The organism is Paraburkholderia sp. EG286A, from assembly GCF_040965375.1.
Lineage (GTDB): Bacteria > Pseudomonadota > Gammaproteobacteria > Burkholderiales > Burkholderiaceae > Paraburkholderia.
Genome location: NZ_JBFRCB010000012.1, coordinates 115,459 through 140,182 on the forward strand (window position 1 = coordinate 115,459; position 24,724 = coordinate 140,182).

Sequence of the window (24,724 nt, forward strand, 5' to 3'; positions counted from 1 at the left end):
GCAGGCCAGCAGGCTTGACGAGGCTGTCTCCGCATTCAGGCTTGCAACGACAGAGCAACCATCATTCCAGCAGTTCCAGGGGGCTTGCGCTTCGCTCGAAGCGCCAATCCGAGCCGCAGGACACGGGTGTTGCCCAGACATCCGGCCTGCAGTGAGATCCGAAGTGACTTCAACAGGACGTCACTTGAGTTTGTTCAACATCCTTGCGTGTCCGCGCTCGAGAAGAGAGTTGAGCGGTACCGCAATCGCCTCCAGTTCGCCGCGCACGAGCGCCTGGGAGCCCGACCGGCTGACCCCAAGGCCGCGGAGAATGGCGGCGACTGCCTGCTCGGTTTGCTCACTCGCTGCGCCATCTTCTGCAAAGCGCTTTATTGTCGCCAGCGCCGTACCTGCGATCAAATCGAGCGCCACTTCGACCGTGACGTCCCGGAATCGCCCCGTTGCCAGTCCCTGCTCAATGTGAGGGGGCAGATAGACGTAGATCAGGCTACTTGGTCCTGCGGCGTGCAATCCGGCCGCACAGATAAAGCGCGCAAGGAGCGGGTAAGTGCGTGCCGCGTGCAGAAACATCCGCACGCCACAGGCGATTCGTCGCGCGGGATCATCATATGAACCTACTTCAATCTCGATCAGGCGAAGCAGTTCGTCGTTGAGTTCCTGCGTCACGGCGTCGAGGAGCTCCTCGTTCGTCCGGAAGTAGTTATAGAACGTCCCTTGCGAGACCTCGGCCGCTGCGATGACCTCCTGGATCACGCTGGCGCCGACGCCCTTTTCCGCAAAGACCAGCATCGCGCTCTCGATCAGCCGCGCGCGCATACGTTCCCGTCGTTCCGCTGCAACCCGGGGCCTGTGATCAGTGGTCGTGTGTTCACTCATGGTGCTGATTATACGGTGCGGACGGCGCACGCACCGCGACTCGTCCAGGGAAAACGAGAATATTGTCATAATGACAGAGATCTCAATACAATGAGCGATATCAAGCTAACTACCCGGACCGATTGACACACATGGACGCCCCAACTACCGCAATTGCAATGAGCCAACGCACCGTCCAGGTCGGCGGTCGAAGTATCTTTCTGACAGAGGCTGGCCACGGCCCTGTCGTGCTGATGCTGCACGGGGGCGGTCCCGGTGCTTCGGGCGTTTCCAACTACTCGAGGAACATGGAAGTCCTCGCCCGTCATTTCCGGGTTCTCGTGCCCGACATGCCCGGTTACGGGAAGTCGACCAAGGGCGTCGATCGTGGCGACCCGTTTGGGGATCTGGCAGCCGGCATGCTGGGGATGCTGGATGCACTAGGCATCGGGCAGGCCCACGTGATCGGCAATTCGCTCGGTGGCGCCTGTGCCCTGCGCATGGCGTTGGAGCGCCCCTGGGCAGTTGGCCGGCTCGTTCTGATGGGGCCGGGCGGCGTGGATACGACTCGTCAACTTCCCACGCCGGGTCTCAAACGGCTATTGAACTACTACAAGGGCGAAGGGCCGACGCTCCAGAAGCTCACGACATTTATCCGCGGCGACCTGACCTATGACGGCAGCCTTGTTCCCGAAGCGGTGATCCGGGAGCGGTATCAGTCGAGCATCGACCCGGAGGTCGTCGCAAGCCCGCCTTTGCTCGGGCCCAAGGGCATTCCGCAGTTTAGAAAGATCGACTTCACACGTGATCCGCGCCTGTCGTCAATGCAGAATCCCACGTTGGTGTTGTGGGGCACTGAGGACAAGGTCAACCGGCCGAGCGGCGCGCATTCGCTGCAGCGTCGCCTGCCGAACTGCGATGTGTATCTGTTCAGCAAGACCGGTCACTGGGTGCAATGGGAGCGAGCCGCCGAGTTCAATGCAGTCGTGCTCGCGTTCCTCGCACAGGACAACGCCGGGGCGCAAGTTTCCCGCAAGCGGTAGCCCGGAGCTTGTTGCCATGCCAAACATCTCCAGTCCAAGCCGTTTGCCCAAAAGCCTGTTCGGGCGTGTTCGTATGGGTTACCTGCTGGCCGAATCGACACGGCTAGCAGAATGGCGAAAGTTCGTCGGCGAGGGACTCGGACTACACGTCGATGTCCTGGAGCCGAAAGTGCTCGCTTGCCGCATCGATTCACATCAGCGGCGTTTGATCATTCGCGAAGGCGTCGCGGAAGACGTGATCGCAATCGGCTGGCAACTCGACGACGAAGATGCGCTGCAACTTGCGTGCAAGCGTCTTGCGGTGTACGGCATCAAGGTCCAGGAGGGCAGCCCGCAAGAGGCCGCCCTGCGAGGCGTGCATAGATTCTGGTACTTCGCCGGTCCCAAGAAGCTACGCACGGAGTTATTCACGCAAGCACTGCACAGCGACCTGCCGTTGCAGATGAAAGCGAGCGGCTTCGTGACGGGAGCCGCCGGCATGGGGCACGTCGCAATCACAACGCGCCAGCCGGAAGCGATGCAGGCGTTCTGGAAAAAGGTCTTCGACGCGAGGCTTTCCGATGAAATCGAAGACAGGATCGACGGTATGAGTCTTGACTTTGCGTTCCTTCGATTGAACGAACGTCACCATTCGCTCGCGACCGCATCGACGCGCGGTCTTCGCTTGAATCCACTGCGTACCCAGATTCACCACATGAATCTTCAGTGCGCATCGCTTGATGATGTCACACAGGGCTATTTGCGGTGCCGCGCAATGGGTTATCCGATCGCCAATGCCATTGGTCAGCATCCGAATGACCGTGAGCTTTCCTTCTACGTTCAAACGCCGTCCGGGTTCGAAATCGAACTGGGTTGGAATCCGATCGTGGTGGACGAGCGCACATGGCAGTCCACGACGTACCAGGGCATCAGCCTGTGGGGGCATCGTCCCGAAAACCTGAGCCTGGGAGTCAGACTGGGGCGCTTGCGCCGTGGTCTTGCATCGTTGATGCACCCTGAGTTCACTGTACAAGGAGAGCAGTCGTGAGCGTAGTGCATCTGGACGATGCCTGCGATGTCGCGATCGTGGGACTGGGCCCCACTGGCCTCGTGTTGGCGCATATGCTCGGACGGGCCGGCCATCGTGTCGTCGTCCTGGAGCGCGAGCCGGTCTTTTACGGCAATGCCCGCGCGGTGTACACCGACGACGAATGCATGCGCATTTTCCAGTACCTCGACGTCGCAGACGAGGTGCAGTCGCAAATGATGATGGAGACACCGGTGCAACTGGTGCGTCCGGACGGCACGCCGATCACGCAGTACATGCCGCGCAAACGGCCGTTCGGCTGGCCAGTCATCAACTTCTTTTACCAGCCGTATCTGGAAACGACACTGACCAAAACCCTTGCGCGTTACCCAAACGTCGAGGTACGAAGGGGGCGCGAAGTCGTCGATTTTTCACAGGATTCAAGCGGTGTGTGCGTCGTTCATCAGGCCACACGTGAAGCCCGGTTCAGCGACATGAGCGATGCGCGTATGCGCGTCGACGCCGATCCAGACATCCGATCAGTGCGCGCACGCTACATGGTTGGCGCGGACGGCGGGCGCAGCATCGTGCGTACGAAGCTGGGCATTGACATGAGCGGGCGGAGTTTCCCGGAGCCATGGCTCGTGGTGGATCTTGAACGCAAGGCAGGTACCGATGCGTTACGTCATCTGCCTTACTTCAATTTTGTGGTCGATCCAAAGCTGCCCGTCGTGAGTTGCGTTCAACCTGACAGGTTCCACCGGTTCGAGTTCATGCTGATGCCAGGGGAAACAAAGGAAAACATGGAGCGACCCGAAACGGTCCGGAAGTATCTTTCCATGTTCGTCGATCCTGACCAGTTCAATATCAAACGCAAGCTTGTTTATACGTTCAATGCATTGATCGCTGCAAAGTGGCGGGACGGCCGGATCCTTCTGGCGGGCGACGCTGCGCATATGACACCCCAATTCATGGGACAGGGCGCCAGTTCGGGCGTGCGGGATGCGTATAACCTTGGCTGGAAACTCGACTTGCTACTGCGAGGCCTCGGTGGTGATTCGCTTCTGGATACCTATCAGTCGGAACGTCACGCTCACGCAAAGGCGATGATCGACGCGTCAGTCCTGCTCAAGAACGTTGTCTCGGCCAGGAATCTCTTCGCGACGTTGCTGCGCGATATTTCCCTCGCCGTGATTCGGGCAGTACCCCCGCTAAGACGCTGGTTTCAGGATGGTGGCTTCAAGCCGATGCCGGTCTATAAAAAGAACGCCTATCTCGGTATGCCGCGCAGCCGCCGCCGTGGGCCAGAGGGCGCGCTCGCACCACAGCCGGTGGTGCGCATGTTCGACGGTTCGAGACGACGGATGGATGATCTTCTCGGCCATGGGTTTTCGCTGGTAGGACTCAACGTTGATCCATACCGTCAAATTGATGAGTCATCTGCCGAGACACTGGGCGCGCTATCGGCGAAGGCGATCACGCTTTATCCCTATGGCGCACGGCCGCAGGGACTCAGCGGTGTCGAGCGCGACAACCGGAGCGGACCGGTGGAGGTCGAGGATATCGACGGAGACATGATCGCGTGGTTCGCCAAAGCTGGCTTCAGTCAGGAGGCCGTGGCGATTCTGAGGCCCGATCGCTTTACCTTCGCCGTGGTCCCGGTTACCGAACTCAATCGCACGATCGCGGAACTTCGCAACCAGCTCGGTATGCGGGCAGGCACGCGCGGAGTTGTTTCATGCCCGTCGGCGGGCGTGCCCGTTGTTGCAAAAGCTGCCTGAACCTTGCTTACCTTACGTACCTGTCATGTCTGAATCGCTTGATCATACTGCCGTTCATGCGGCGGCCGCCGCACTGCGCAATGCGCGCGCAACGCGCGCGCCCGTCGATCCCGTTTCCACGCGGTTTGGCATCGCCGGTCTGGAGGCCGCCTACGCTGTCGCCGAAGTAAACGCCGTCGCGCGAACGGGCGAAGGCCGGCGCGTCGTCGGCAAGAAGATCGGTCTCACATCAGTCGCAGTACAGCGCCAACTGGGCGTCGACCAGCCGGACTTCGGCGTGCTCTTCGACGATATGGAATATCTCGACGGGGACGACGTTCCAGTGAGCCGCCTCCTGCAACCGAAAATCGAAGCGGAGGTGGCCTTCGTGGTCGGGCGCGACATCGAAGACGACGCGCCAACCTACGGCAGGGTGCTTTCGTCGCTTGCATACGCGGTTCCAGCGCTGGAGATCGTAGACAGCGCGATCACAGACTGGCGCATTACGCTCGAGGATACCGTTGCGGACAACGCGTCCTGTGGCCTGTACGTGCTTGGTCACCAACCGGTCGCTATCGGTCAGTTGTCACTGGGCGACCTGGGTATGGCGATGACCCGCGATGGGAAGACTGTATCCACGGGAACAGGCGCAGCGTGTCTTGGCCATCCGCTGCGCGCTGTCTACTGGCTCGCGCGCACGATGGCTAGTCGAGGGCAAATGCTGCGCGCGGGAGACGTCATACTTTCCGGCGCGCTCGGCCCCATGGTTCCGCTCGCCGAGGGCGACGTAATTCATGCGCAGATAGGCGCACTCGGCGGCGTCAGCTGCCGCCTGCTTTGAGGACGGGATTAATGAACAGTAAACTGAAGGTCGCCATCGTTGGCAGCGGCAACATTGGCACCGATCTGATGATCAAGATACTGCGTCACGGCGAACACATCGAGATGGGCGCGATGGTGGGCATCGACGCTGCCTCGGAAGGATTGCAGCGCGCCGCACGCATGGGTGTCGCCACCACGCACGAGGGTGTCGAAGGACTCGCCCGGATGCCCGTGTTCGCCGACATTGACATCGTGTTCGACGCGACGTCGGCCTCGGCGCACACGCGCAACGACGCATTCCTGCGCGCATTGAAGCCGGGCATCCGCTTCGTCGACCTGACACCGGCTGCCATCGGACCGTATTGCATACCGGTCGTGAACGGCGAGTCCCATCTCGACGCGCCCAACGTCAACATGGTGACCTGCGGTGGTCAAGCCACTATTCCGATGGTCGCCGCAGTGTCCCAGGTCGCAAAGGTCCACTATGGAGAAATCGTCGCATCCATCTCCAGCCGCAGCGCAGGACCCGGCACGCGCGCGAACATCGACGAATTTACCGAGACGACATCGAGGGCGATTGAGACGGTCGGTGGCGCAGCGAGGGGCAAGGCCATCATCGTCCTTAATCCCGCGGAGCCGCCGCTACTCATGCGCGATACGGTGTACACGTTGAGCGAGTATGCCGACGAAAGCCAGATTGAGGAATCGGTGGCGCGCATGGCCGCGGCTGTGCAGTCGTATGTCCCTGGCTATCGCCTGAAGCAGCGCGTGCAGTTCGACCGGATCGACACCGATCAGGCGTTACGGATTCCCGGTGTCGGCGAGCGCATCGTCGGCCTGAAGACCTCGATCTTTCTCGAAGTCGAGGGGGCTGCGCATTATCTGCCCGCCTACGCAGGCAACCTCGACATCATGACGAGCGCCGCCAGGACAACGGCGGAGAAGATCGCCGCCCGCTTGCTGGCCAACCATAGTTGAGTTCCGCCGATGGAAAAGAAAATCTACATCTCCGATGTGACGCTGCGTGACGGCAGTCACGCGATCCGCCACCAGTACAGCGTGGAGCAAGCAAAGCAGATCGCCATTGCGCTCGACGCAGCGCGGGTCGATTCGATCGAGGTCGCGCACGGCGACGGTCTCCAGGGCGGCAGTTTCAACTATGGGTTCGGCGCGCATACTGACGTCGAGTGGATTGCGGCAGTCGCCAGTGTGGTCAAGCACGCAAAGATCGCTACGCTGCTGCTGCCTGGCATTGGGACTGTCCACGACCTGCGGGCTGCCTATGATGCCGGGGCCCGGATCGTGCGTGTTGCCACGCATTGCACCGAGGCCGACATTTCCCGGCAGCACATTCACTATGCACGTGAACTTGGCATGGAAGCCGTGGGCTTCCTGATGATGAGTCACATGCAAACACCCCAGGCACTGGCAGGGCAGGCAAAGCTGATGGAGAGCTATGGTGCGACCTGCTGCTACGTGGTTGACTCGGGTGGAGCGATGACCATGAGCGATATTCGCGAGCGGATGAGGGCATTCAAGGATGTACTGAATCCCGAAACTCAGACCGGCATTCATGCCCACCACAACCTCAGTCTTGGCGTAGCGAATTCGATCGTCGCAGTTGAAGAGGGCTGCGATCGTGTCGACGCCAGTCTCGCGGGGATGGGCGCAGGCGCTGGCAATGCGCCGCTTGAAGTGTTTGTGGCAGCGGCCGCCCGTCTGGGCTGGAATCACGACACTGATCTTTACCAGTTGATGGATGCGGCCGACGACATCGTGCGCCCGCTACAGGATCGGCCGGTGCGTGTAGATCGCGAAACGCTTGCTTTGGGCTACGCAGGTGTGTATTCGAGTTTTCTGCGTCACGCGGAGCGTGCCGCTGAGAAGTTCGGCCTGAAGACCGTGGACATTCTTGTGGAACTGGGGCGCCGGAGGATGGTTGGCGGCCAGGAAGACATGATTGTCGACGTGGCACTGGACCTGTCGAAGGCACGTGCTTAGGCCTTGGGTCTTTTAGGTCCTGTGCGTTAACTCAGCTGTAGAAAACGTTGGAGATTGGTGTGAATCGCGTCGATGTTCATCATCACTTTGTCCCTCCTGTCTATCGGCAGGCGATGTCCAGGCATGGCTTGCACAAGGTAGCCGGTGCAGCGCTTCCGGACTGGAGCGTCGGCGCGTCGTTGGACGTGATGAACGCCAATTCGATCCAGAGCGCCCTGCTGTCAGTCTCGGCGCCCGGAGTCTATTTCGGGGATGTTGAGGAGGCACGCAAGCTTGCACGCGAATGTAATGAATTTGCGGCGGCTGTTCGCGATCAGAATCCGGACCGCTTCGGCTCGTTTGCGGTACTTCCGATGCCATTTACGAGGCACGCGTGCGAAGAGGCGGCCTATTCGCTGGATGTCCTGAAGGCGGATGGAGTCGTTCTTCTTGGGAGCACCGAGGGGAAATTTCTCGGTGACCCGCAGTTTGACGAATTGATGGCGGAGCTCGATCGCCGGCGGGCGGTCGTCTTTGTCCACCCGAATCTGCATCGCTCGAGCGAGGAACTCGGTCTGGACGCACCCGGGTTCCTGATCGAATTTCTCTGCGATACGACACGCGCGGCACTCAACCTTATCCTTAGCGGAACGCTGGAACGATTTCCGCATATTCGCTGGATTCTGGCCCACGCTGGAGGCTTTCTCCCCTACGTCGCGTGGCGGCTGTCGCTTGCAAACCTGATGCCGGACGTCGCGTCGAAGGCACCGGCCGGGATACTGACATACATTCGCAACTTCTACTTCGATACGGCGTTGTCCCCAGCTGCCTATCCGCAGGCCGCATTGCGCGAACTCGTCGGACCGTCCCAGATCCTTTTTGGCAGCGATTTCCCGTTCGCTCCAGCGCCGGTAACGGCAATGCAGCGCGACACACTTGAGCACTCTACTATCTGGGACGTTAGCGCGCGCACTGATATCGATCGCGAGAACGCACTGCAACTGTTTCCGAGGTTCGTAAGTGCGGGAGATGTGATCACTTCGGCGCGGGCGCGGGACGTTAGTTCACTCGCCCCGCTGAAGCGCGCTGCGGCCAATGCAGGCGTAAGACTGATTGACAAGCTAAGAAATCGCTAGGGCGAACTTCTGTCTGATTCTGGGCTTCAGCGAATCCATTTAACTATGGATTCCTAAGTTAAAAAAATCATGACTAAGAGAATCTTCCGCGAATATGGCCGGAAGTTGCGCCCTTGTTAGTCAACGGCAACGGACAAGCCACTGTCGAGACCGATACGCGGACGGCGGAACGTGGCCCGTTTCCAGCATTTTTTCAAAGCGTCGGCAGGACGACGCTTCTCTATAAGATCTTAACTGGAGACAAAATGAAGCGTAGCAGCTCGGCCTTACTCTTCTCGCTCTTTGCGATTTCGGGGGGAGCACATGCTCAATCGGCAAATCAATGGATGCTCAATGCTGGCTGGATTCACCTCGCACCCCAGGACTCGAGTCAACCATTGACGGTAAATGCACTCGGTGCATCAACAACGGTCCCCGGCAGTGGCGCAGCGGTATCTGATGCGGACACCTTCGCCGTCACGGCCACTTATTTCGTAACGGATCACGTTGCGGTCGAAACCCTCCTGGGTGTGCCACCAAAGTTGCAACTTAGCGGAACGGGGTCGCTTGCGGCGCTCGGCAATCTGGCCAGCGCAAGGGTCTGGAGCCCTGCGATTCTGGCTCAATACCATTTTGGCGAGCCGACGGCACGCCTGCGTCCTTACGTCGGCGCGGGCGTCACCTACGTCTGGTTCAAAAACATCGAGTTGAACAGTCCGATCGCCACTGGTCAATTTCTTGCTTCACCAACACTCGGCGCGAAGCTGGAGGGTCCGACGTCCGTATCACTCAGCAGTTCACTTGCACCGATTGTCAACGCGGGATTGACATACAACGTCAACTCACATTGGTCGGTCGGTGTTTCCGTTTCGTATGCCTGGCTGTCAACGAGAGCAACGCTTACAACACGGTCTTCGCTTGGAACCGTTACAAGTTCAACCAAGCTAAAGATTGATCCGATTGTGAGTTTCGTTTCGGTCGGGTACCGGTTCTAGTTGGGCGCTGGGTTTTAAGGTGGGAAGTGCCGGTGCGATTGAGGGTCTGCTCGTCGTCGCATTGCATGTACCCTACGCAAAATGGTTCTGGACGTTCGCGGGCAGGTCGTAATTGTGCGCTGGTCCAGAACCAATGCTCATACATCGCTCTTGGCATCGATAAGGCATGCGAAGGGAAGCGGTCTTCGGGATTGGCAGAACGGACCACCGGCCGAAATGGCGGTCTAACTCGCGCGGCAGAGTGCCGACATGATCGAGGGCGGGCCCACACGCCCGCCGAACGACCATCTGGATCACATTGCTTGCCACGTGGACACGCTGAAAGCGCTCGTCGCGTGCCGCGATGGCGCGGTGAGTCAAACAAGAAGTGCGCTTCACGTCAAAATCCGATAGCCGGGTTGGCAGACGATCTCCCCTACGCGAGAGTGCAGGTCGTGGCACTTCTGCCTCCAGTGAAAGTCGCGCAATGCGCAATTGCTGGCGTATCGGTTGTCGCACACTCAAGGGAGAACTGAGTAATAGACTCCCCTTCATGGAAGCCGTGAAGAAAAATACGCATGAGTGAGGAGCGGGAATGTGTGGCCGACGGTGGGATGCCCGAGTGTGGGTGATCAGCACGCGGGAAGCTCAATGCTATCGCGGTAACGCGGAGCGGTTGTTTCCGCGATTGGCCTTGAGGTAACAGGAAGGTGAGCACGCGCGATGTACGCACGCCCCCATTGTTCCCGATTGCTTCCGTGGTCGACCACAACCGGTCACGGCACCTTGCGCCGCGTTGCTTTCAACTGTCAGCCCTCACAAGCTGACCATCGGGCTGGCCGCTTTGCAGCGCGCGATATTTGCCGAGTGAGAGAAGCAGCGCGCTGGCAACGATGAGCACCATCGGGGCAAGCCGCAGCGGTAACTCGTAGTTACCATTCAGGTCGAAATAGCGACCGGCGACGAGCGGTCCAACTACAGCGCCGAAGGCATAGCCCGCGAACGCAATCCCATAGTGCAGGCCGAAGCGGCGCAGTCCCAGATAGGCGCGAACGAGATAGGAAAGTAGATCGCCTTCGGCTCCTATCGCGAGGCCGATGCAAGCGCATGCGAATAGCGCGGAATTCAGCGATGCAGCGTTCATGAGCAGCAGGTACCCCGCGGCGCCTGCGAGAAAGAATCCTGCTCCGACAAATGGTGCATGCAGATGATCGATGAGGACGCCGGAAAGCAGCCGTCCGACGAGAATCCCCACGCCGATGAGCGAAGCGCTATAAGCTGCTGACCCGGAGGACAGGCCTCGATCCGTCAGCAGTGCGGGCAAATGCGGATTGAGCGAGAGTGTGGCGCTTGATGCCAGAAAGGCTACAGCGACGATGGTCCCGAGCTTAAGAGCTGAGAATCGAGGATCCGCGACGGTGCCGTCTGGGAAGCGCTCGTGCCGGGGTGTCCGAGGCGTGTTCTTTCGATCCTTGATCAATGCGCATGCGAGAAGGGAGCCCGCGAGAGACACACACGCAATGATCTGGTATGCGTGGCGCCAATGGAACGCAGCGATGAGGTGCTGCGTTACCGTTGGCGCGGCTGCGGCCCCCACGCCGAGTCCGACCATTGCACAACCAGTTGCCAGGCCGAGCCGCCTGTCGAACCATTGTGGAAGGATCGCGAGATAGCCTAGAACCGATGTCGCTGCGCCCGAAACGCCGATTACCAGCGAAAGCGCAATCCAGGCGGCGATGGCTCCGCTCTGCAGGCCCATACACGCGACGGCGAGACTGAACACAATCGCGGACACAAGAATCACGCGCTTTACACCGAAGCGATCCATCAACATGCCGACGAACGGGCTCGCTGCCGCCAGCCCGGCCATCGAAGCTGCATACGATATGGCCGCCTGTTCCCGGGTCCAATGGAATTCGCGCAGAATTGCGGGTGCGAATACACCAGCGGTTGCATTGAACGCGGGCGCATAGCCTATAGCCATGCCGATCGCTGCCCCTGCAACGATAGCGGTGAGTTGTAACTTCCCGGGCTCACCGGAATGTGCCGACTCTACTGGCGCTGCGCTCATAGGTGTCTCCTCATGGCTCTGGATATGGTTGGCGGCGCGCGGCTCTCTGGCCGGTTCCGCAGACATTGGGAAAATGCTGGGTAAATCGAAACTGTGAAAGTCAGTCGAGGCCTTGACAGTCGCCGAGGTAAGCACCAGCGCCTTTCAGTTGGGGCTCGAGCCCGAGCAGCTTGAGCATCTGCCGTACAGTGCAAGCGGCAGTGGACGTGACTGGCACACCGAGTTGACGTTGCGCGAGGTGCAGTGCCGGCAGCGACGGCATCTGCACACAGGCGGAAAGCACGACCGTGTCCACGCCGTGCGTATTGAGGCGCTTCACATCGTGGAGGAGCATGAGCGGGTCGCGCGCGCCCACGTCGAGGTTGTCCTCGATCGAGAAGTTGATCGCGTCCTGAACCTCGATACCTTCCGCCTCGATGTAATCGACGACACGCCGCGTAAGTGCATCGCTGTATGGCGCCATCAGCGCAACGCGTTTCGCACCGAAGCTCTTGAGTTCGTCGACGAGCGCGCCAGCCGAGGTCATCACTTCGGGCCGCGCGGCGTTTGCGTCGATGGCTTCGCGTAGCGCTTGCGCAGCCGTGCGATGGTAGCCATGCCCCATGCACATGATTGCGACGAGGCAAGCCGTGCTCAGCACGTCCACGCGCGCATCGGCAAGCTCGACGGCGCAGCGGCCCATGTCGCGGTTCATGCGTTCGAGCTCCTCGGCGACCACCTTGTGCATGCGCACACGGCTCGAATGGAACGTGAAGGTGTGTTCGGGATGGTCGTTCATGTACGACGCGAACATCGCCGGAATTTCCTTTTCCATCGTGATGTTCGAGCTGGGCACGATCTGCCCGATGCGGTAATTCATGTCCTGTTCACCTTGTTGTGACGGCGCGGGCGTGGCGCGCCAGGGTCGCGCGTAGCGGCGCGGGAATGTCCGTGCTCTCGCGCACGTGGGCGTGCACGCAAATCGGCGAGAAGCGCGCATTGAAGACCGGCTCGCCGCCCGGACGTCTGCCTTCGCAGTGGAAGTCGAAGCTGCGCGTGCGGATCTCGCCCACGTAGCATTCGAGATCGACGATGTCGTTGGGCCAGAGCGTGCCCGCGAAGTCGAAAGTCATTCCGCGACAGGGCAGATCTACGCCGTAAGGCTGGCCGAGCGATTCGCCCGATCCGCCCGCGATGTGGTCCTTGAAGAGCGCGAGAGCGCCGAGCAGAAAGTCCGGGAAGCGCCCCGTGTAGACGACGCCTGCCGGATCGCAGTCGCCCCAGCGCACGGTGCGCCGAACGACGAACGGCGCGTCGCTCAGCACGTACTCGTAGCTTTGCGTCATGGCATGGCCTCGCCGGCCGGGACCGCGCCCGCGCTCGCGAGTTCACGCATGAGCGCGGGATACTGCTCGCGCAGACGGGCGGCGTCGACACGGCCAGTGCGCGTCATGAACTGGTAGACGAACTCATGTGGCGTGTACGTATCCATCCATTCGCGGACCTGCTCGTACCATTCATACGAGGCCTCAGAGGCGCTGATCAGGCGATCCTTCGCTTCACGACGCAACCCGGTGTACGCGCGCAGCGCGGCCCCTGCGTCGTCCGCGTGTGCCGCGATGGACTGTGCGAGTGCGATCGAGTCTTCCATCGCGATGCGCGTGCCTGAACCGATCGAAAAGTGCGCACTGGCCAGTGCATCGCCAATCAGCACACGATTGCCGCTGAGCCAGTTCGCGTTGCGGATGACCGGGAATTGCCGCCAGATCGAGTTGTTCGAGACGAGGCCGTGGCCTGCAAGCTCGGGTGCGAAGACGCGTTCGAACAGCGCGCGGCGTTCGTCGGCGCTGGTGTGTTCGAGGCCAAAATCGCGCCACGTGCGGTCGTCGCATTCGGCCACGAACGTGCTCATGCCGTCGGAGTACGGGTAGTAATGCGCGACGAAATAGCCGCCTTCGTACCGTCGGAACACCAGCGCGGGACACGCAAACGCCTTTTGCACGCCGAACCATGCGAAGTGGTTGCTCAGATCGCGCCGGGTCGTGCCGAAGCCCGCTTCGTCGCTCGCACGCACGAGCGAATTGATGCCGTCGGCGCCAACGACGATGTCACCGTCGAGCGTCTCGACATTGAGCACGCGTGAGGACCACGTCACGCGGATGCCAAGGCGCCTGGCGTGCGCCTGCAGGATCGAGAGCAGCCGCAGCCGCGCGATCGCGCCGCCCCCCTGGCCCGGACGTTGCACCGTGATTGGCGTCTCGGCGCTGACGATCGTTTGCTGCGTGCTGAACTTCATCGCCCTCACCAGATCGCCGCAGACCTCGGGGGCGGCGTCGCTCAGGCGCGCGAGTCCAGTGTCGGCGAGCACGACCCCGAAGCCGAACGTCGCGTCGGGTGCGTTCTGTTCGAACACCTCAATGTCGACGCCGGGTGCGTTCTGCGCGAGCAGGATGGCGAGAAAGAGGCCGGACGGGCCGCCGCCTACGATATCGACTTTCATGGCTGCACCACCGGGCTGATCACGAGTTGGTCGGTATCGAACTGCTCGATGCGGCCCGCGAGGCCCCCTGTGAGCGCGCCATACCATACCGCAGGCTTGAAGCCGAGCGCCTTGCGGGTGAACGTGATGCCGGGATTGCCGTCGATCCGGATATAGCCGTCACCGGTCGCCGCGGTGCGGTAAGTACCCGATTCGCGCGCGGCGTCGACGAGCGGCCGGAATTCGGGGACGTCGAGTACGAACACCGAAGCGACGCCGGCATCACCGGGAAGCTGCAGGCGGCTTGCCTTGCGCTGCCATACCGGCTCGATCGAGGCAAACGGTTCGCCGGCGGCGCCGCGCTGCTCCAGGTCGATGGCCGCCTCGATGGTGCGCGTGGCGTCCGCGGCGTCGATCGTGTCGAACGGGCGTGTCTGGTAGGTGATTTCGATCGGGTAACCGTTCGGATCGTTGAAATAGATCGACTCAATCACTTCGTGGCGTACCTGATAGCGCAGCTCGATGCCGGCCTGCTCGACACGCGCGCGCCATGCGGCCAGCTCGACCGCGTCGGCGACCTGCCACGCGGTATGCGTTGCTCGCACCTGGTAGTGATCGCTCGGCGCGAGCCGTTCAGGGCGCTCGGTGCCGATGTAGTAGAAGAACGCAATCGTGCTGCCGTTGCCGCTGTCGAAGAAGAAGTGCAGGAAGTCGGCGTGATCGGCCGGTCCCCAGCCGCGCGCGGAGATCGCATGTACGAGCGGGAGGCCGAGCAGGTCGCGATAGAAATGCACGGTTTCCTCGAGCTTCCAGGTGGGGCGCGCTGTGTGATGCACGCCGCGTAACACGGGGAGCGTGAGCAGGGACGAGTGGATGGGCTGATTCATGACTTATGCTCGATTGGAGGTGGATGCAGCGCCCTCATGCTGGAGACGCTCGATCAATTGCTGGCGCAACAACACCTTGCTGCGCTTGCCGGACGCGGTGACAGGAAATTCGTCAATCAATTCGAGTCGTTCGGGCCATTTGAATTTTGCGAGTCCTTCCGCTTCGAGAAAGGCCGTAAGTTCGCCGAGCGTGAGCGTCGTGGCCGCCGGGCCGGGCACAACGAACGCGCAGACTCTCTCGCCGTAAACCGGATCGGGCATACCCACGACTGCCGACGCATGCACGTTCGGACAGCGATTGATGACGTTCTCGAGTTCTTCCGCGTTGATCTTTTCGCCGCCGCGATCGACGACGTCCTTCGTGCGACCCCGGAAAAAGTAGTAACGCTTTCCGTCGATCACCTCGGCCACCATGAGGTCGCCTGAGCGATAGAAGCCGTCGGCGGTGAAGCGATGCACGTCTTCCTTTTCCGACTTGTAGTAGCCGCGGATCGTGTACGGTCCGCGAAAGATCGCTTCGCCCGTTTCGCCGTCGGGAACTTCCTTTTCGCCGCCGATTTCGACGATCTTCACCTCGTCCCACGCGGACACCGGACGACCGACGGATTCGTCGAGCGCGTAAGCTGGATCGCCTGCCTGCGTGAACATGATCACGCCCTCGGTCATACCGAAGATGTGATAACAGGGCGAGCCGAGCATTTCGCGCAGGCGCGGCGCGTTCTTCGGGCCGATCAGCTTGCGGCGCGCCTTGGTTTCGGGCGCGGCACGCCTCATCTGGTCGGCCACGCGTGAAAGGATCGGGCCCGCGAGGCCGTACCAGGTCGGGTCGTAGTGCTCAATCGTGGTTGAGAGCGTTTGTGCGGAGATGTCGGGGCAGACGGTGACGCGTCCGCCCACGAGCAGGATCGGCCCGAAGAAGCAGACCATGTTCATGTTGTGCATGAACGGCGTGGGCATGAAGAGCACGTCGTCGCCCGTGTAGCCGTTCCATGCCGCGACAGCCTGCATGTTGTACAGATACTCGTTATGAAAGCGGGGAATGATCTTCGGCACGCCCGTCGTGCCGCCGGAAAGCTGGAATACGGCGGCCTGGAAAGGATCGTCCTCGACGCGCGCCAGCAGATCGCGCGCTTCATCCGCAGGCGTGCCTTCGATGAGCGACCATAGCGTGACGGCTTCGCCGCGCCGCGCGCCGCGCGCCTGGATCGCGATCGTCAGGGAGGGCACATGGGCGCGCATCTCCGCAGCGAAGGCGACGTCGTCGAACTTCGGATCGTCTCCCTGGACCACATGGACGGTCGCTTCGCTGAGGTTGCCCAGGTACGTGATCTCGTGTTTGCGGAAGGCCTGCAGTGCACACAGTGGAATCAGCGACGCCTTCAGGCAGCCGATGAATGCGATGAGCAGTTCGTTGCAGTTGCCGCACTGCAGGATCACGCGATCGAGCGGCTGCGCACCGAGCCTGAGCAGGGCCGCCCCGAAACGGTCGGTGAGGTCGTCGAGCTGCGCGTAGGTGTATTCGGCCTCGGGGCCGACGATCGCGAGCTTCGCGGCATGTTGCGCGAACGCCTCGCGCAGCGCCGAAGTCAGCGACTGCGTGCCGAGCACGCCGGCTTCGAGGTACGTTCGCAGCCTCGCCTCGTCAGGGTATCGCACGCCTGGCAGTGCGACACGGGGCCGTATTGTCTGTTGTTCCAACGTTGTCTCCATCATGATGCCAATTACAGTAATCAGTCTGCGCCGAATCGCGCGTTCAGCCATTCGACGATGTGGCGGCCGGCAATCTCTCGTCCCGACGGCTCGTCGCGTTGCATCGCCATGCCGTGATGGTTGCCTCGCACGCGAATGCGGGTTTTGTCGGCGGCGCCAAGGCCATTGAAGATGGCCTCGAAATCCCGCGGGAACGCACATTGGTCTCCCGTGTATTCGAGCAGCAGCGTGGGGGCGACGATCGATCCGGCACATTTCTCGAACGATGCCTGCGATGAGAGTCCCGACCACGTCGAAAGCCACGATTCCGGCGTGACGACGCGCCCGAAAGCAACGCTGCCCCAGTTCGACGTGAACGGATCGTTGCCCCACAGCGAGCCCGGCTTGCGATCGGATGGATCAAGGGATGTATCCCATGCGCGCAGGTCGGCGTCCGTGCGCCAGACCTGGAAGATCGGCGCATGCGCAGCGACCCGGCGATCGGCGAACGAGGGCACCTCGCCCTTCAGACGGCGGCGCGCGTCCAGCTTTCGTTCGATCAGTCCGCGCGCTTTCTCGTCCAGACGCTGTGCGCGCTGCGACTGCGCCGCCCGGTAATGTTCGATGAACGCGGTTGCGTAGTGCGCAGTGCGCGTCACGGGGTCGTAGCCGTTGTCGGGTGAAAACGGATCGAGCGCGGGATCGACGGACATCGGGTCGCTTTCATCGACGACGCTTGGATCGAGACTGTTCAGCAGAATCGCACCTTGTCCCGGATGCGGTGAGACCAGAATGAAGCCGTCCGCGCGCGGCAGCTCAACGTCGGCGAGCCCTGTGGGCCGCCCCGCTGGTGTGCGCACCAAACGCTCGGCGGACAAGAGATGCGACTGCTGGTTATAGAACGCATACAGCGCGCCACCGCCCGAGTTGCCGAGCAGCACGACATCGCGATAACCGAGGGCGCGCAGATGCTGCATGCCGGCTGCTACATCGAGCAGGGCGATCTCATGTTCGAGCCGTAGATCATTGCCGATCGAGCGCGGACCCTGTACCCAGCATGCGCAGCCGGCGTCGAGGACCGCGGGCACGAGATAGTGGGTCACGGACATCTCACGCGGGTGCATGATCGACACGACCGTCTTTTCATTGCCTGTTGCCGTGAAAAGAAAGCCGAGCGTTTTCTGGCCGTCGGCGGTTTGGAGTGCGTAAGGCACCACCTTGTAGGGGCGGCGCATCAGCGCCGGGTCCCAGTTAGCGCCGCGCAGGCCTGCAGTCACGACCGCTTTTTCTACCTGATTCACGTCTCCTCCAAGGGGAATTGAGCTTGATATAAATCAGGTTAAGAATTAATTGAGATAGTGTCAATTAAAATTTGAAGGTACACTCTGGGTACTTACCCGAGCGACGACTGCCATCAATGACTGCACGTACCATCAGGAAGCTGGAAACCCCTGCGGAAGCGCCGCCGCGCAGGCGCGGTCGGCCGCCGAAAGCTGCCGCACCCATTGGTGCAGAATCCATGCTGTCGCGCAACGTCATCATCGATCGTGCGAGTGAAATGGCGAAGACGATGCCGCTCGACCAGATTTCGATGGTGCAACTGGCCAAGGAATTCGGTGTCGCACCGGGGCTTATCCACTACTACCTCGGCAGCCGCGATGACCTCATCTCCGGGGTTTTGAACGGCTATTACCGGCGGCGTCTCGAGGCGTTGCCGGCCCTGACGGGAGACTGGCGGCCTGACGTCGAGATCATTGCGCGCACGTCATTCTCGCTGGCGCGGGAAATGCCCGGCGTGAGCCTCTATGTCGCCTCACACAACCGTTTCCGACTCTTCCAGTCTGTGGCGCCGGGCGAAATCGACTACGGGATGGCGCTCTTCAATCACATCACCTCGGCATTTCTACAGGGCGGCTTTGCGGCCGATCGCGCAGCGCTCGCGTACCACCTGCTTGCGCAGTACCTGCTGTCGTCGAGCATTTCTGCTGCGGGCCGCCAGTCGCCGGCAGAACACTCGGGCTACCTTCGCGGCAAGTTCGACGAAGTTTCCGGCGATCGCTATCCCGCCGCGAAAATTGTCGGTGTGGCTTTCTCCCAGTTGAGCGCAGAGCAGGCTTTTGATGAGGGTTTGAAGTTGTTGCTCGATGGCTTTGTGAGCTGGCAGGTGCAGGGCGCGGCTGCACCCGCGGGCGTGAAGCAGCAGACGTCGCGCGCGCCCCGCAGGAATCGAGGAGCGAGCGCGGCCTGAAACGTTAGAACTTGTGGCGAATGCCGATGCGCACGCCAATCTGCTTGTCGGTTGTGGATGGGCTGAAACCGGCTATCGATGCGACGGCGGACTGACCGAGAGAGTCTGTTCCCATCGCGCGCTGCAGCGCCGTCAGGAGGTAAAGATCCGTGCGCTTGGACAGAAAATAATCGGCTGCGAGATCAAGTTGCAGGTATTTGGCGCCGTCGTCGCCCTTTACCGAGTTCCGGTGCGTGTAGTCGATGCCGCTTCCAAGTTGCAGGTATGGCGTCACGTTGTATCGTACGTTGAAGTCAAAACTGGTGAACACGGCGTTGCCACTGTAGCCGAGTGGATTGGGGCCCGACGACGAGCCAAGATGGTCGAAGCGCGTGTTGGTTGCGACAAACGAAAACGCAGCGCCGCCAAGCGTGTACGAGGCGCCAGCACCGATGATTTCGAGCGTCTTCGCCGACGCATAGCCCGCGTAGACCGGGTACGACTGCGCGCTCGTGGCGCTGCCGGCCGAACCGATGTTGTTTGCCGTTGCCGTCCCCTTGTTCGGGGTATTTCCGTAGAACGAGACATTCGGGTCGCGCGCGTTCAGGTAGCCTGCGCCGAATGAAAAAGATCCGCCAGTGTAGCCTGCGCCGAGAGACCAGATCTGGTTTTGCGTAACGTTACCCGCGACGCCGCCGAGGCTGTACAGTGCTCCAGCGCTGAAGCCGCCGAATTTGGCCGTGGTGATCTTGACAGCGTTGTTGATCCGGTTCGTGTTGGTCAGGTTATCGAGATCGTCCGGGTGGGCGCCCATGTAACCGGCCCACGATCCCGACGCGGAAAATGGCTGCACGAAATCGATGAGCGAATCGTATTGGCGGCCTAGCGTGACTCTGCCTAGCGGATTGGACAGGCCGATATAAGCCTGGCGGCCGAATTCAGCGCCGCCTTGAGCCAGCGCGCCGCTATTGGCAAGGAAGCCGTTTTCCAGAACGAATATCGTACTCAGCCCGCCACCGAGGTCCTCTGAGCCGCGCAGGCCCCAACGGCTGCCGCTAAGTCCGGTCGCGTGAGCGTCTGTCAAGGCGAACTGTGAGCCACCGATCGGCTTTCCGCCTACGACACGCGTCTGTGCACTATTCGTATACGTCAAGCCGATGTCGACAATTCCATAGAGCGTCACCGAACTCTGCGCGTATGCCGGCGCGGCAAGAATGGCAGTAAAGGAACAAAGCGCTGCGTGTCTCCGAAGCATGCTGCATCTCCACATAAGTAGTTGTACGAATTGTTGTTGTCTTGAGTGCCATCTACTCGCGCTGCCACTTTGGCTTATTTGAGATGGAATCAATTATGTAGCAGAAATCTAGCATAATTGAGATCCATGTCAATAATTCATGGGTTGTCCGGGCTACATCGTTTACCCCGGTATCCGAGGGACTCCGCTGTGCTTAAGCCTCGGGGCCCAGAAGGGCAAGGCAGCGTTGCATTGGCCGCACTCGTTCGTTGGAGGCTAGAGAAAGGGGGGCAACCGCAGGCATTCGAAACCGCGACAATGGCGGCCTTATAGGCGGCCGTGACCTGCGGCAGGGGGTGCCCCTATGTGGTTCGTCAAGCCGTTAGGGGCTGACTTGGGTTCGTAAAAGGTGCCGTCTCGCAGCATGGCAAACAGGACGTCGCAGCGTCGCCGTGCCAGTGCGATGAGCGCCTGGTTATGTCGCTTGCCCTGCTGGACCTTGCGTGCGTAGTAAGCCCGTGAGATGGGGTCTCTCAAGGCTGCGAAGGCCGATAGAAACAAGGCGCGTTTGAGTACCTTGTTGCCGCGCCTGGACGGATGCTCGCCACGGATAGATGAGCCCGAGCGCCGAGTAACTGGTGCGAGGCCAGCGTAGGCCGCTAGGTGACCTGCCGAAGCGAATGCTTTGTGCGCGACTTCGGTGAGGAGTCTAGCGGCGGTCCTGACGCCGACTCCCGGCATGCTGGTCAGGACCGGCCAAAGAGGGTGAGCAAGCACCAGCCGTTCCACTTCGGTGGCGATTTCGTCGCGCTGCTTGCGTAAGGCGGCAAGTTGCTGAGCCAGGCGCGGCATGACGATGGTGGCGGCTTGCGTGCCGGGCACGATCACGGCCTGTTCGCGCAGCGCTTGAACGATTTCGGCGGCCAATCCTTTGCCCATGCGCGGCGCGAGTTTGGTCAGGCGGTTGGCGAGTGTCTTCTCGCTGATCGCTGCAAGTGCGGCTGGAGACGGATAGCGCTCGAGTAGATCAAGCACGGCGGGATGGTCGAGGCGCGGTCCGAGAACGCGCTCAAGTGCGGGATGAATCTGGGTGAGCAGGCCGCGAATGCGGTTGCTGGTTTGTGTAATTTGAGCGGCGAGATCGTCGTCGAAGCCGCAGAGCATGGTCAGCTCGGCGAGCGGCTCATCAGCTAACCGAAGCGAGCGCAGTGTATGCGGCATCGAGCGGGCGGCCTCGGCGATGATTGCGGCGTCGCGGGCGTCTGTCTTGGCTTCACCGGCATGCAGGTCGGCAATGCGGCGCATCGCGAGTCCGGGCAGATAGGCAACCAGAACGCCTTCATCGCGCGCGACGGCCACCGGTAATGCGCCAATGGTGGAGGGCTGGTCGACAACGAAGAGAAGGCGGCCATGTACCTTGAGTTCGGCGTTGAGGGCGCGCAGTTTGGTCTCGTCGTTGGGGAGCGCCTTGTTGTACAGGCGCTTGCCATTCCGACCCAGTGCTACTGCGTGATGCTGGCCTTTACCGACGTCGACACCAATGAAGACATCGACGGCGTCATGTTGTTGTGTTTCTTGCATCGAAGTTTGTGCAGATTGAACGGATTGGCCTGCAACAACGGTGGCAAGTCTCGGCATCCACGTTACGGACGGCCTTGGAATATCCCAGCCGAGCCCCTATTAGCGATCACCAGCCACCCACCAGACCCGGTGACAACACCCCCCGGATCATGACTGCGACTGGGGGCGAGAATCATGCCGGGCCTGGCTGGCCAAAGCCTCGATTATCGAGGCGGGAAGATAGTAACGGGGGGTGCTGCTCTCGAAGGCAGGCTGAAAGGTTGACTGTGGAGGCTGCCCCGGCTACCGGTCAGCGCGCGTCAACGGCACGAAGTTTTGGGTCTCGTGGCACGCGGGAGCGATGCTGTCGATCAAATTGCTACTGCAACGCGGGTTGATGCTGAATACGCGGGGATGTCGCGCGGTCGCGCGTTTTAGTCGGCCACGGCCACGCCGCACGGCACGCCTTTTGAGGCTCCGAGTCCTTTGGGCAATCTGAACAAACAGCATTTCCAATTCTTCGATGGAGTCCTCGTCATCGCGGCAATTGCGAAGCAGAAGCTCGATAGAGCTTTCGTTCACCGCGAGCGAAGCCCGATCCGTCGGCTGTACCTAATTGAGGCATTGAGCAATTCTGGTTAGCTGACGTCGAGCCTCCACGCGCCGACTGCGTTTGCAAGCGAGCGTGCGTGCCCATTGAGATCATCGGTCGTTTCAACGAGATGCTGCACCATCTGCGCGTTTTGTTGAGTGACAGAGTCGATCTCCTTGATGGCATCGTTCAGTTCCCGTACTCCATGGCTTTGTTCGCTCGCGGAACGGCTCATGTCGTCACTGAGTTCCACCACTTCGTGGGCGGCCGCGACGACTTCGTCCATGGCTGCGCCCACGTCGGCACACAGCTGCGCGCCGTGCTCGATCGTCGCTCGCGCGCTGGCAATCAACCCTTCGATTTCGCATGCCGCGCTGGCACTGCGCTGAGCGAGGCCGCGGACTTCGGAGGCAACCACCGCGAAGCCTTTGCCCTGATGGCCGGTGCGCGCAGCTTCAACCGCCGCATTGAGCGCGAGGATGTTGGTTTGGAATGCGAGATCGTTGACGACTGACACCACGGCGCTGATCTGCCGGGAGTCGTTCGCGATGGAGTCCATCGCGTCGATCACCGCGCGCACGCGCGTGCGGCTCGCATTCGCGAGCTGCGACGCGTTTTCGGCCAGTCGGTTGGTCTGGGCCGCCACCTGTGCGCTGCGCTGTACGCCTTCGCTGATCTGTTGGGTCGTTGCCGCGGTCTGCTCGATGGCCGCCGCCTGCGACTCCGTGCCACTCGAAAGACGCAGGTTCTGGCTGGAGAGATGCGTTGCGCAGGCATCGACCGCGACGGCCTCGTGCGTGACGAGCGATAACGTCTTGACGAGTCCTTGCTGCATCTGTGCGAGCGCCGCGAAGAGCTTGCGCGCCTGGGTCGCGTCGTCGATGACGATCGTCTCGCGCAACTCACCCAGCGCGATGGCATTGACCGCGCGCATGGCGCCGTCGAGCGGATGAACGACTTTGCTGGTCAGCCACCGCCTTCCTGCGAACGCCACCATTACGCTGCCTATCGTCAGGATACCGATACAAACCAAAGCGATGTGTTCGAGTCGCTGCATGCTGGCAAGCGCCGCAACGAGTGCGCCGGCGCGCGGCTCTCGTGCCGCGATCAACGCGTCTAGCGCCAGTGCCGAGCAGAAGTAGGCGCAGGCCGCGCCAGTCGCGGCGATCGCCAGCGACATGGCGAGACCCGCGCCGACGACGAGGCTCAGCGGCGGGAATGCGGACGTTCTTCATCACCATCGTCGGCGTTCCAGGCTAGAACGCGTGGACGATGCCGAGAATTCCGGTCGTGATGTTCTTGCCCGCGGCAACGGCAATGCCGGGGCCCGCGGCGTCCGTCACGGTGAACGCGGTCGTGCCGTGATTGTGCACGCCCGCTACGCCGGCATAGAGGCCCGTGCGCTTCGAAAGTGGGTAGTCGTAGCGCAAGGCCCACGACGTGGCATGACCGTCGCCGCCCGACTTCAGGAAGTACTGGCCGAAGCTGGCAAGCAGCGAACCATTGCCGAGATGGCGAATGAGCGCGTTCACTTCGTAAAAGTCGTGGTTGGGCGTGGCGTAGGCGCTCGAGATCGACGTGCTCACGCCGGTCGCGTTGCGATGCATCTGATAGAGCGCCGCGGTCTTCACGATGCCGAAGTCGTACGAGGCGCCGATCAGGTAGTAGCGTCCCGTGCCGACCGGTGTCGTGGCGGTGAGCGTCGCCGTGTTGGCAAAGCGCTGCTGCAGATAGTCGACGTCGACGGAGAACTGGCCCGCCTTGAAGTTCACGCCTGCGGAAAGCGTGTCGCCAAGTGACGCCGGCACACCACTCGTTCCGTTTGCGCCGCGCGCATACAGCGCGCGCAGCGTGAAGCCCGCGAGTTCGTTCGAGGTGTAGCGGATCGAATTCGCGGTGCGGGCCACAGGCACGAACACGTAGTTGTTGGTGGCGTTACCCCAGGCAAGCGCATTGAGTTCGCCAATCGAGTAGGTCACATACGAGAGGAACAGCGGCGTGTAGTTGTTGCCCGCCTGGACCTGGCCGAACGGCCCGCGAATGCCGATCCATGCCTCGCGGTTGAAGAGCGTGTTGCTGCTCGCCAGCGCGCCCGAGTTCAGATTGAAGCCGTTTTCGAGCTTGAAGACTGCGCTATAGCCGCCGCCGAGATCCTCCTTGCCGAAGAGGCCCCAACGGTTCGGGGCGACGGAGCTCGACGCCTCGCGCACCACGGTGTTGCCTCCCGTGCGGGCGACCTGGATGGCGGTGTCGATGATGCCGTAGAGCGTGACGGACGATTGCGCGTAGGCTGCGGGCGCGGCGAGCGCGGCAGCAAGCGCAGCGATCGGTACAAGCGGGACACGCGCGGCAAGCGGAAAGGACGGCGCGAGCAGTGGCTTCATGAAGTCTCCTGAACGGTGCCGTCGGGATGCGGCACTCTCTGAAAGCAGGAGTTTTGTGTACGGACTA

21 protein-coding genes are annotated in these 24,724 nt (G+C 61.3%); 9 read left to right on the top strand and 12 right to left on the bottom strand.

The window, feature by feature from the left end:
* Positions 1–180 precede the first annotated feature (180 nt).
* Positions 181–945 (bottom strand): TetR/AcrR family transcriptional regulator, encoded by a 765-nt coding sequence (locus AB4Y35_RS37945; RefSeq protein ID WP_368708485.1) that lies wholly within the window; start codon positions 943–945, stop codon positions 181–183.
* An 89-nt stretch (positions 946–1,034) separates the two neighbouring features.
* Here AB4Y35_RS37945 and AB4Y35_RS37950 point away from each other — a divergent pair, with 89 nt between their 5' ends.
* The 8 genes from AB4Y35_RS37950 (at position 1,035) to AB4Y35_RS37985 (ending at position 9,576) form a co-directional block, all read left to right on the top strand.
* On the top strand, positions 1,035–1,898 hold the full coding sequence (locus AB4Y35_RS37950; RefSeq protein WP_368691698.1) for an alpha/beta fold hydrolase: 864 nt from the start codon (positions 1,035–1,037) through the stop codon (positions 1,896–1,898).
* Positions 1,899–1,914: 16 nt separating this feature from the next.
* Entirely contained in the window at positions 1,915–2,925 is a 1,011-nt protein-coding gene (locus AB4Y35_RS37955; RefSeq protein ID WP_368708486.1) for a VOC family protein, read from the top strand.
* Complete coding sequence (locus tag AB4Y35_RS37960) at positions 2,922–4,685, top strand: bifunctional 3-(3-hydroxy-phenyl)propionate/3-hydroxycinnamic acid hydroxylase (protein ID WP_368708487.1); 1,764 nt, start codon at positions 2,922–2,924, stop codon at positions 4,683–4,685. The genes AB4Y35_RS37955 and AB4Y35_RS37960 overlap by 4 nt, the downstream gene beginning before the upstream one ends.
* Before the next feature lie 25 nt (positions 4,686–4,710).
* On the top strand, positions 4,711–5,505 hold the full coding sequence (locus AB4Y35_RS37965; protein WP_368708488.1) for a 2-keto-4-pentenoate hydratase: 795 nt from the start codon (positions 4,711–4,713) through the stop codon (positions 5,503–5,505).
* An 11-nt stretch (positions 5,506–5,516) separates the two neighbouring features.
* On the top strand, positions 5,517–6,464 hold the full coding sequence (locus AB4Y35_RS37970) for an acetaldehyde dehydrogenase (acetylating) (RefSeq protein ID WP_368708489.1): 948 nt from the start codon (positions 5,517–5,519) through the stop codon (positions 6,462–6,464).
* Between the two features lie 9 nt (positions 6,465–6,473).
* Complete coding sequence (gene dmpG / locus AB4Y35_RS37975) at positions 6,474–7,487, top strand: 4-hydroxy-2-oxovalerate aldolase (RefSeq protein ID WP_368708490.1); 1,014 nt, start codon at positions 6,474–6,476, stop codon at positions 7,485–7,487.
* A gap of 59 nt (positions 7,488–7,546) precedes the next feature.
* On the top strand, positions 7,547–8,602 hold the full coding sequence (locus AB4Y35_RS37980) for an amidohydrolase family protein (RefSeq protein ID WP_368708491.1): 1,056 nt from the start codon (positions 7,547–7,549) through the stop codon (positions 8,600–8,602).
* Between the two features lie 245 nt (positions 8,603–8,847).
* A complete protein-coding gene (locus AB4Y35_RS37985) occupies positions 8,848–9,576 on the top strand; it encodes an OmpW family protein (RefSeq protein WP_368708513.1) in 729 nt (242 codons plus the stop codon).
* Between the two features lie 781 nt (positions 9,577–10,357).
* Here AB4Y35_RS37985 and AB4Y35_RS37990 read toward each other — a convergent pair.
* The 7 genes from AB4Y35_RS37990 to AB4Y35_RS38020 all read right to left on the bottom strand — a co-directional run bounded on the left by AB4Y35_RS37990 (position 10,358) and on the right by AB4Y35_RS38020 (position 17,895).
* Complete coding sequence (locus AB4Y35_RS37990) at positions 10,358–11,626, bottom strand: MFS transporter (RefSeq protein WP_368708492.1); 1,269 nt, start codon at positions 11,624–11,626, stop codon at positions 10,358–10,360.
* 100 nt (positions 11,627–11,726) lie between these two features.
* Positions 11,727–12,485 carry an Asp/Glu racemase gene (locus AB4Y35_RS37995; protein ID WP_368708493.1) on the bottom strand — a complete coding sequence of 253 codons (759 nt, stop codon included), beginning with the start codon at positions 12,483–12,485 and terminating at the stop codon, positions 11,727–11,729.
* A 7-nt stretch (positions 12,486–12,492) separates the two neighbouring features.
* Positions 12,493–12,951 (bottom strand): acyl-CoA thioesterase, encoded by a 459-nt coding sequence (locus AB4Y35_RS38000; protein ID WP_368708494.1) that lies wholly within the window; start codon positions 12,949–12,951, stop codon positions 12,493–12,495.
* The gene (locus AB4Y35_RS38005; protein WP_368708495.1) at positions 12,948–14,105 is read right to left on the bottom strand and encodes an FAD-dependent monooxygenase; all 1,158 of its coding nucleotides are present in this window, start codon (positions 14,103–14,105) and stop codon (positions 12,948–12,950) included. The genes AB4Y35_RS38000 and AB4Y35_RS38005 overlap by 4 nt, the downstream gene beginning before the upstream one ends.
* The gene (locus AB4Y35_RS38010) at positions 14,102–14,971 is read right to left on the bottom strand and encodes a VOC family protein (RefSeq protein ID WP_368708496.1); all 870 of its coding nucleotides are present in this window, start codon (positions 14,969–14,971) and stop codon (positions 14,102–14,104) included. Before AB4Y35_RS38010 ends, AB4Y35_RS38005 begins: the two co-directional genes overlap by 4 nt.
* A gap of 3 nt (positions 14,972–14,974) precedes the next feature.
* Complete coding sequence (locus AB4Y35_RS38015) at positions 14,975–16,627, bottom strand: AMP-binding protein (protein ID WP_368708497.1); 1,653 nt, start codon at positions 16,625–16,627, stop codon at positions 14,975–14,977.
* 74 nt (positions 16,628–16,701) lie between these two features.
* Entirely contained in the window at positions 16,702–17,895 is a 1,194-nt protein-coding gene (locus tag AB4Y35_RS38020; RefSeq protein WP_368708514.1) for an alpha/beta hydrolase, read from the bottom strand.
* A 182-nt stretch (positions 17,896–18,077) separates the two neighbouring features.
* Between AB4Y35_RS38020 and AB4Y35_RS38025 the strand changes: the two genes are divergently transcribed.
* A complete protein-coding gene (locus tag AB4Y35_RS38025) occupies positions 18,078–18,908 on the top strand; it encodes a TetR/AcrR family transcriptional regulator (protein WP_368699429.1) in 831 nt (276 codons plus the stop codon).
* 4 nt (positions 18,909–18,912) lie between these two features.
* On the opposite strand, the gene AB4Y35_RS38030 is transcribed toward AB4Y35_RS38025, so the two are convergent.
* From AB4Y35_RS38030 to AB4Y35_RS38045, 4 genes are all read right to left on the bottom strand, one after another.
* The gene (locus tag AB4Y35_RS38030; RefSeq protein ID WP_368699428.1) at positions 18,913–20,142 is read right to left on the bottom strand and encodes a porin; all 1,230 of its coding nucleotides are present in this window, start codon (positions 20,140–20,142) and stop codon (positions 18,913–18,915) included.
* A 306-nt stretch (positions 20,143–20,448) separates the two neighbouring features.
* Positions 20,449–21,702 (bottom strand): IS110 family transposase, encoded by a 1,254-nt coding sequence (locus AB4Y35_RS38035; protein ID WP_368708515.1) that lies wholly within the window; start codon positions 21,700–21,702, stop codon positions 20,449–20,451.
* A gap of 617 nt (positions 21,703–22,319) precedes the next feature.
* Positions 22,320–23,453, bottom strand: coding sequence for a methyl-accepting chemotaxis protein (locus tag AB4Y35_RS38040; protein WP_368708498.1), 1,134 nt, complete (start codon positions 23,451–23,453; stop codon positions 22,320–22,322).
* A gap of 76 nt (positions 23,454–23,529) precedes the next feature.
* Positions 23,530–24,657 (bottom strand): porin, encoded by a 1,128-nt coding sequence (locus AB4Y35_RS38045; protein WP_368708499.1) that lies wholly within the window; start codon positions 24,655–24,657, stop codon positions 23,530–23,532.
* Positions 24,658–24,724 lie beyond the last annotated feature (67 nt).

Bases quoted from the DNA above. Each gene is read 5' to 3' on its own strand.
- AB4Y35_RS37995 (WP_368708493.1), bottom strand. From the start codon at position 12,485: ATGAATTACCGCATCGGGCAGATCGTGCCCAGCTCGAACATCACGATG.
- AB4Y35_RS37945 (WP_368708485.1), bottom strand. From the start codon at position 945: ATGACAATATTCTCGTTTTCCCTGGACGAGTCGCGGTGCGTGCGCCGT.
- dmpG (WP_368708490.1), top strand. From the start codon at position 6,474: ATGGAAAAGAAAATCTACATCTCCGATGTGACGCTGCGTGACGGCAGT.
- AB4Y35_RS37955 (WP_368708486.1), top strand. From the start codon at position 1,915: ATGCCAAACATCTCCAGTCCAAGCCGTTTGCCCAAAAGCCTGTTCGGG.
- AB4Y35_RS37950 (WP_368691698.1), top strand. From the start codon at position 1,035: ATGAGCCAACGCACCGTCCAGGTCGGCGGTCGAAGTATCTTTCTGACA.
- AB4Y35_RS38000 (WP_368708494.1), bottom strand. From the start codon at position 12,951: ATGACGCAAAGCTACGAGTACGTGCTGAGCGACGCGCCGTTCGTCGTT.
- AB4Y35_RS37970 (WP_368708489.1), top strand. From the start codon at position 5,517: ATGAACAGTAAACTGAAGGTCGCCATCGTTGGCAGCGGCAACATTGGC.
- AB4Y35_RS38005 (WP_368708495.1), bottom strand. From the start codon at position 14,105: ATGAAAGTCGATATCGTAGGCGGCGGCCCGTCCGGCCTCTTTCTCGCC.
- AB4Y35_RS38020 (WP_368708514.1), bottom strand. From the start codon at position 17,895: ATGCGCCGCCCCTACAAGGTGGTGCCTTACGCACTCCAAACCGCCGAC.
- AB4Y35_RS38010 (WP_368708496.1), bottom strand. From the start codon at position 14,971: ATGAATCAGCCCATCCACTCGTCCCTGCTCACGCTCCCCGTGTTACGC.
- AB4Y35_RS37985 (WP_368708513.1), top strand. From the start codon at position 8,848: ATGAAGCGTAGCAGCTCGGCCTTACTCTTCTCGCTCTTTGCGATTTCG.
- AB4Y35_RS38045 (WP_368708499.1), bottom strand. From the start codon at position 24,657: ATGAAGCCACTGCTCGCGCCGTCCTTTCCGCTTGCCGCGCGTGTCCCG.
- AB4Y35_RS38025 (WP_368699429.1), top strand. From the start codon at position 18,078: ATGACTGCACGTACCATCAGGAAGCTGGAAACCCCTGCGGAAGCGCCG.
- AB4Y35_RS38030 (WP_368699428.1), bottom strand. From the start codon at position 20,142: ATGCTTCGGAGACACGCAGCGCTTTGTTCCTTTACTGCCATTCTTGCC.
- AB4Y35_RS38035 (WP_368708515.1), bottom strand. From the start codon at position 21,702: ATGCAAGAAACACAACAACATGACGCCGTCGATGTCTTCATTGGTGTC.
- AB4Y35_RS38040 (WP_368708498.1), bottom strand. From the start codon at position 23,453: ATGTCGCTGGCGATCGCCGCGACTGGCGCGGCCTGCGCCTACTTCTGC.
- AB4Y35_RS37990 (WP_368708492.1), bottom strand. From the start codon at position 11,626: ATGAGCGCAGCGCCAGTAGAGTCGGCACATTCCGGTGAGCCCGGGAAG.
- AB4Y35_RS37965 (WP_368708488.1), top strand. From the start codon at position 4,711: ATGTCTGAATCGCTTGATCATACTGCCGTTCATGCGGCGGCCGCCGCA.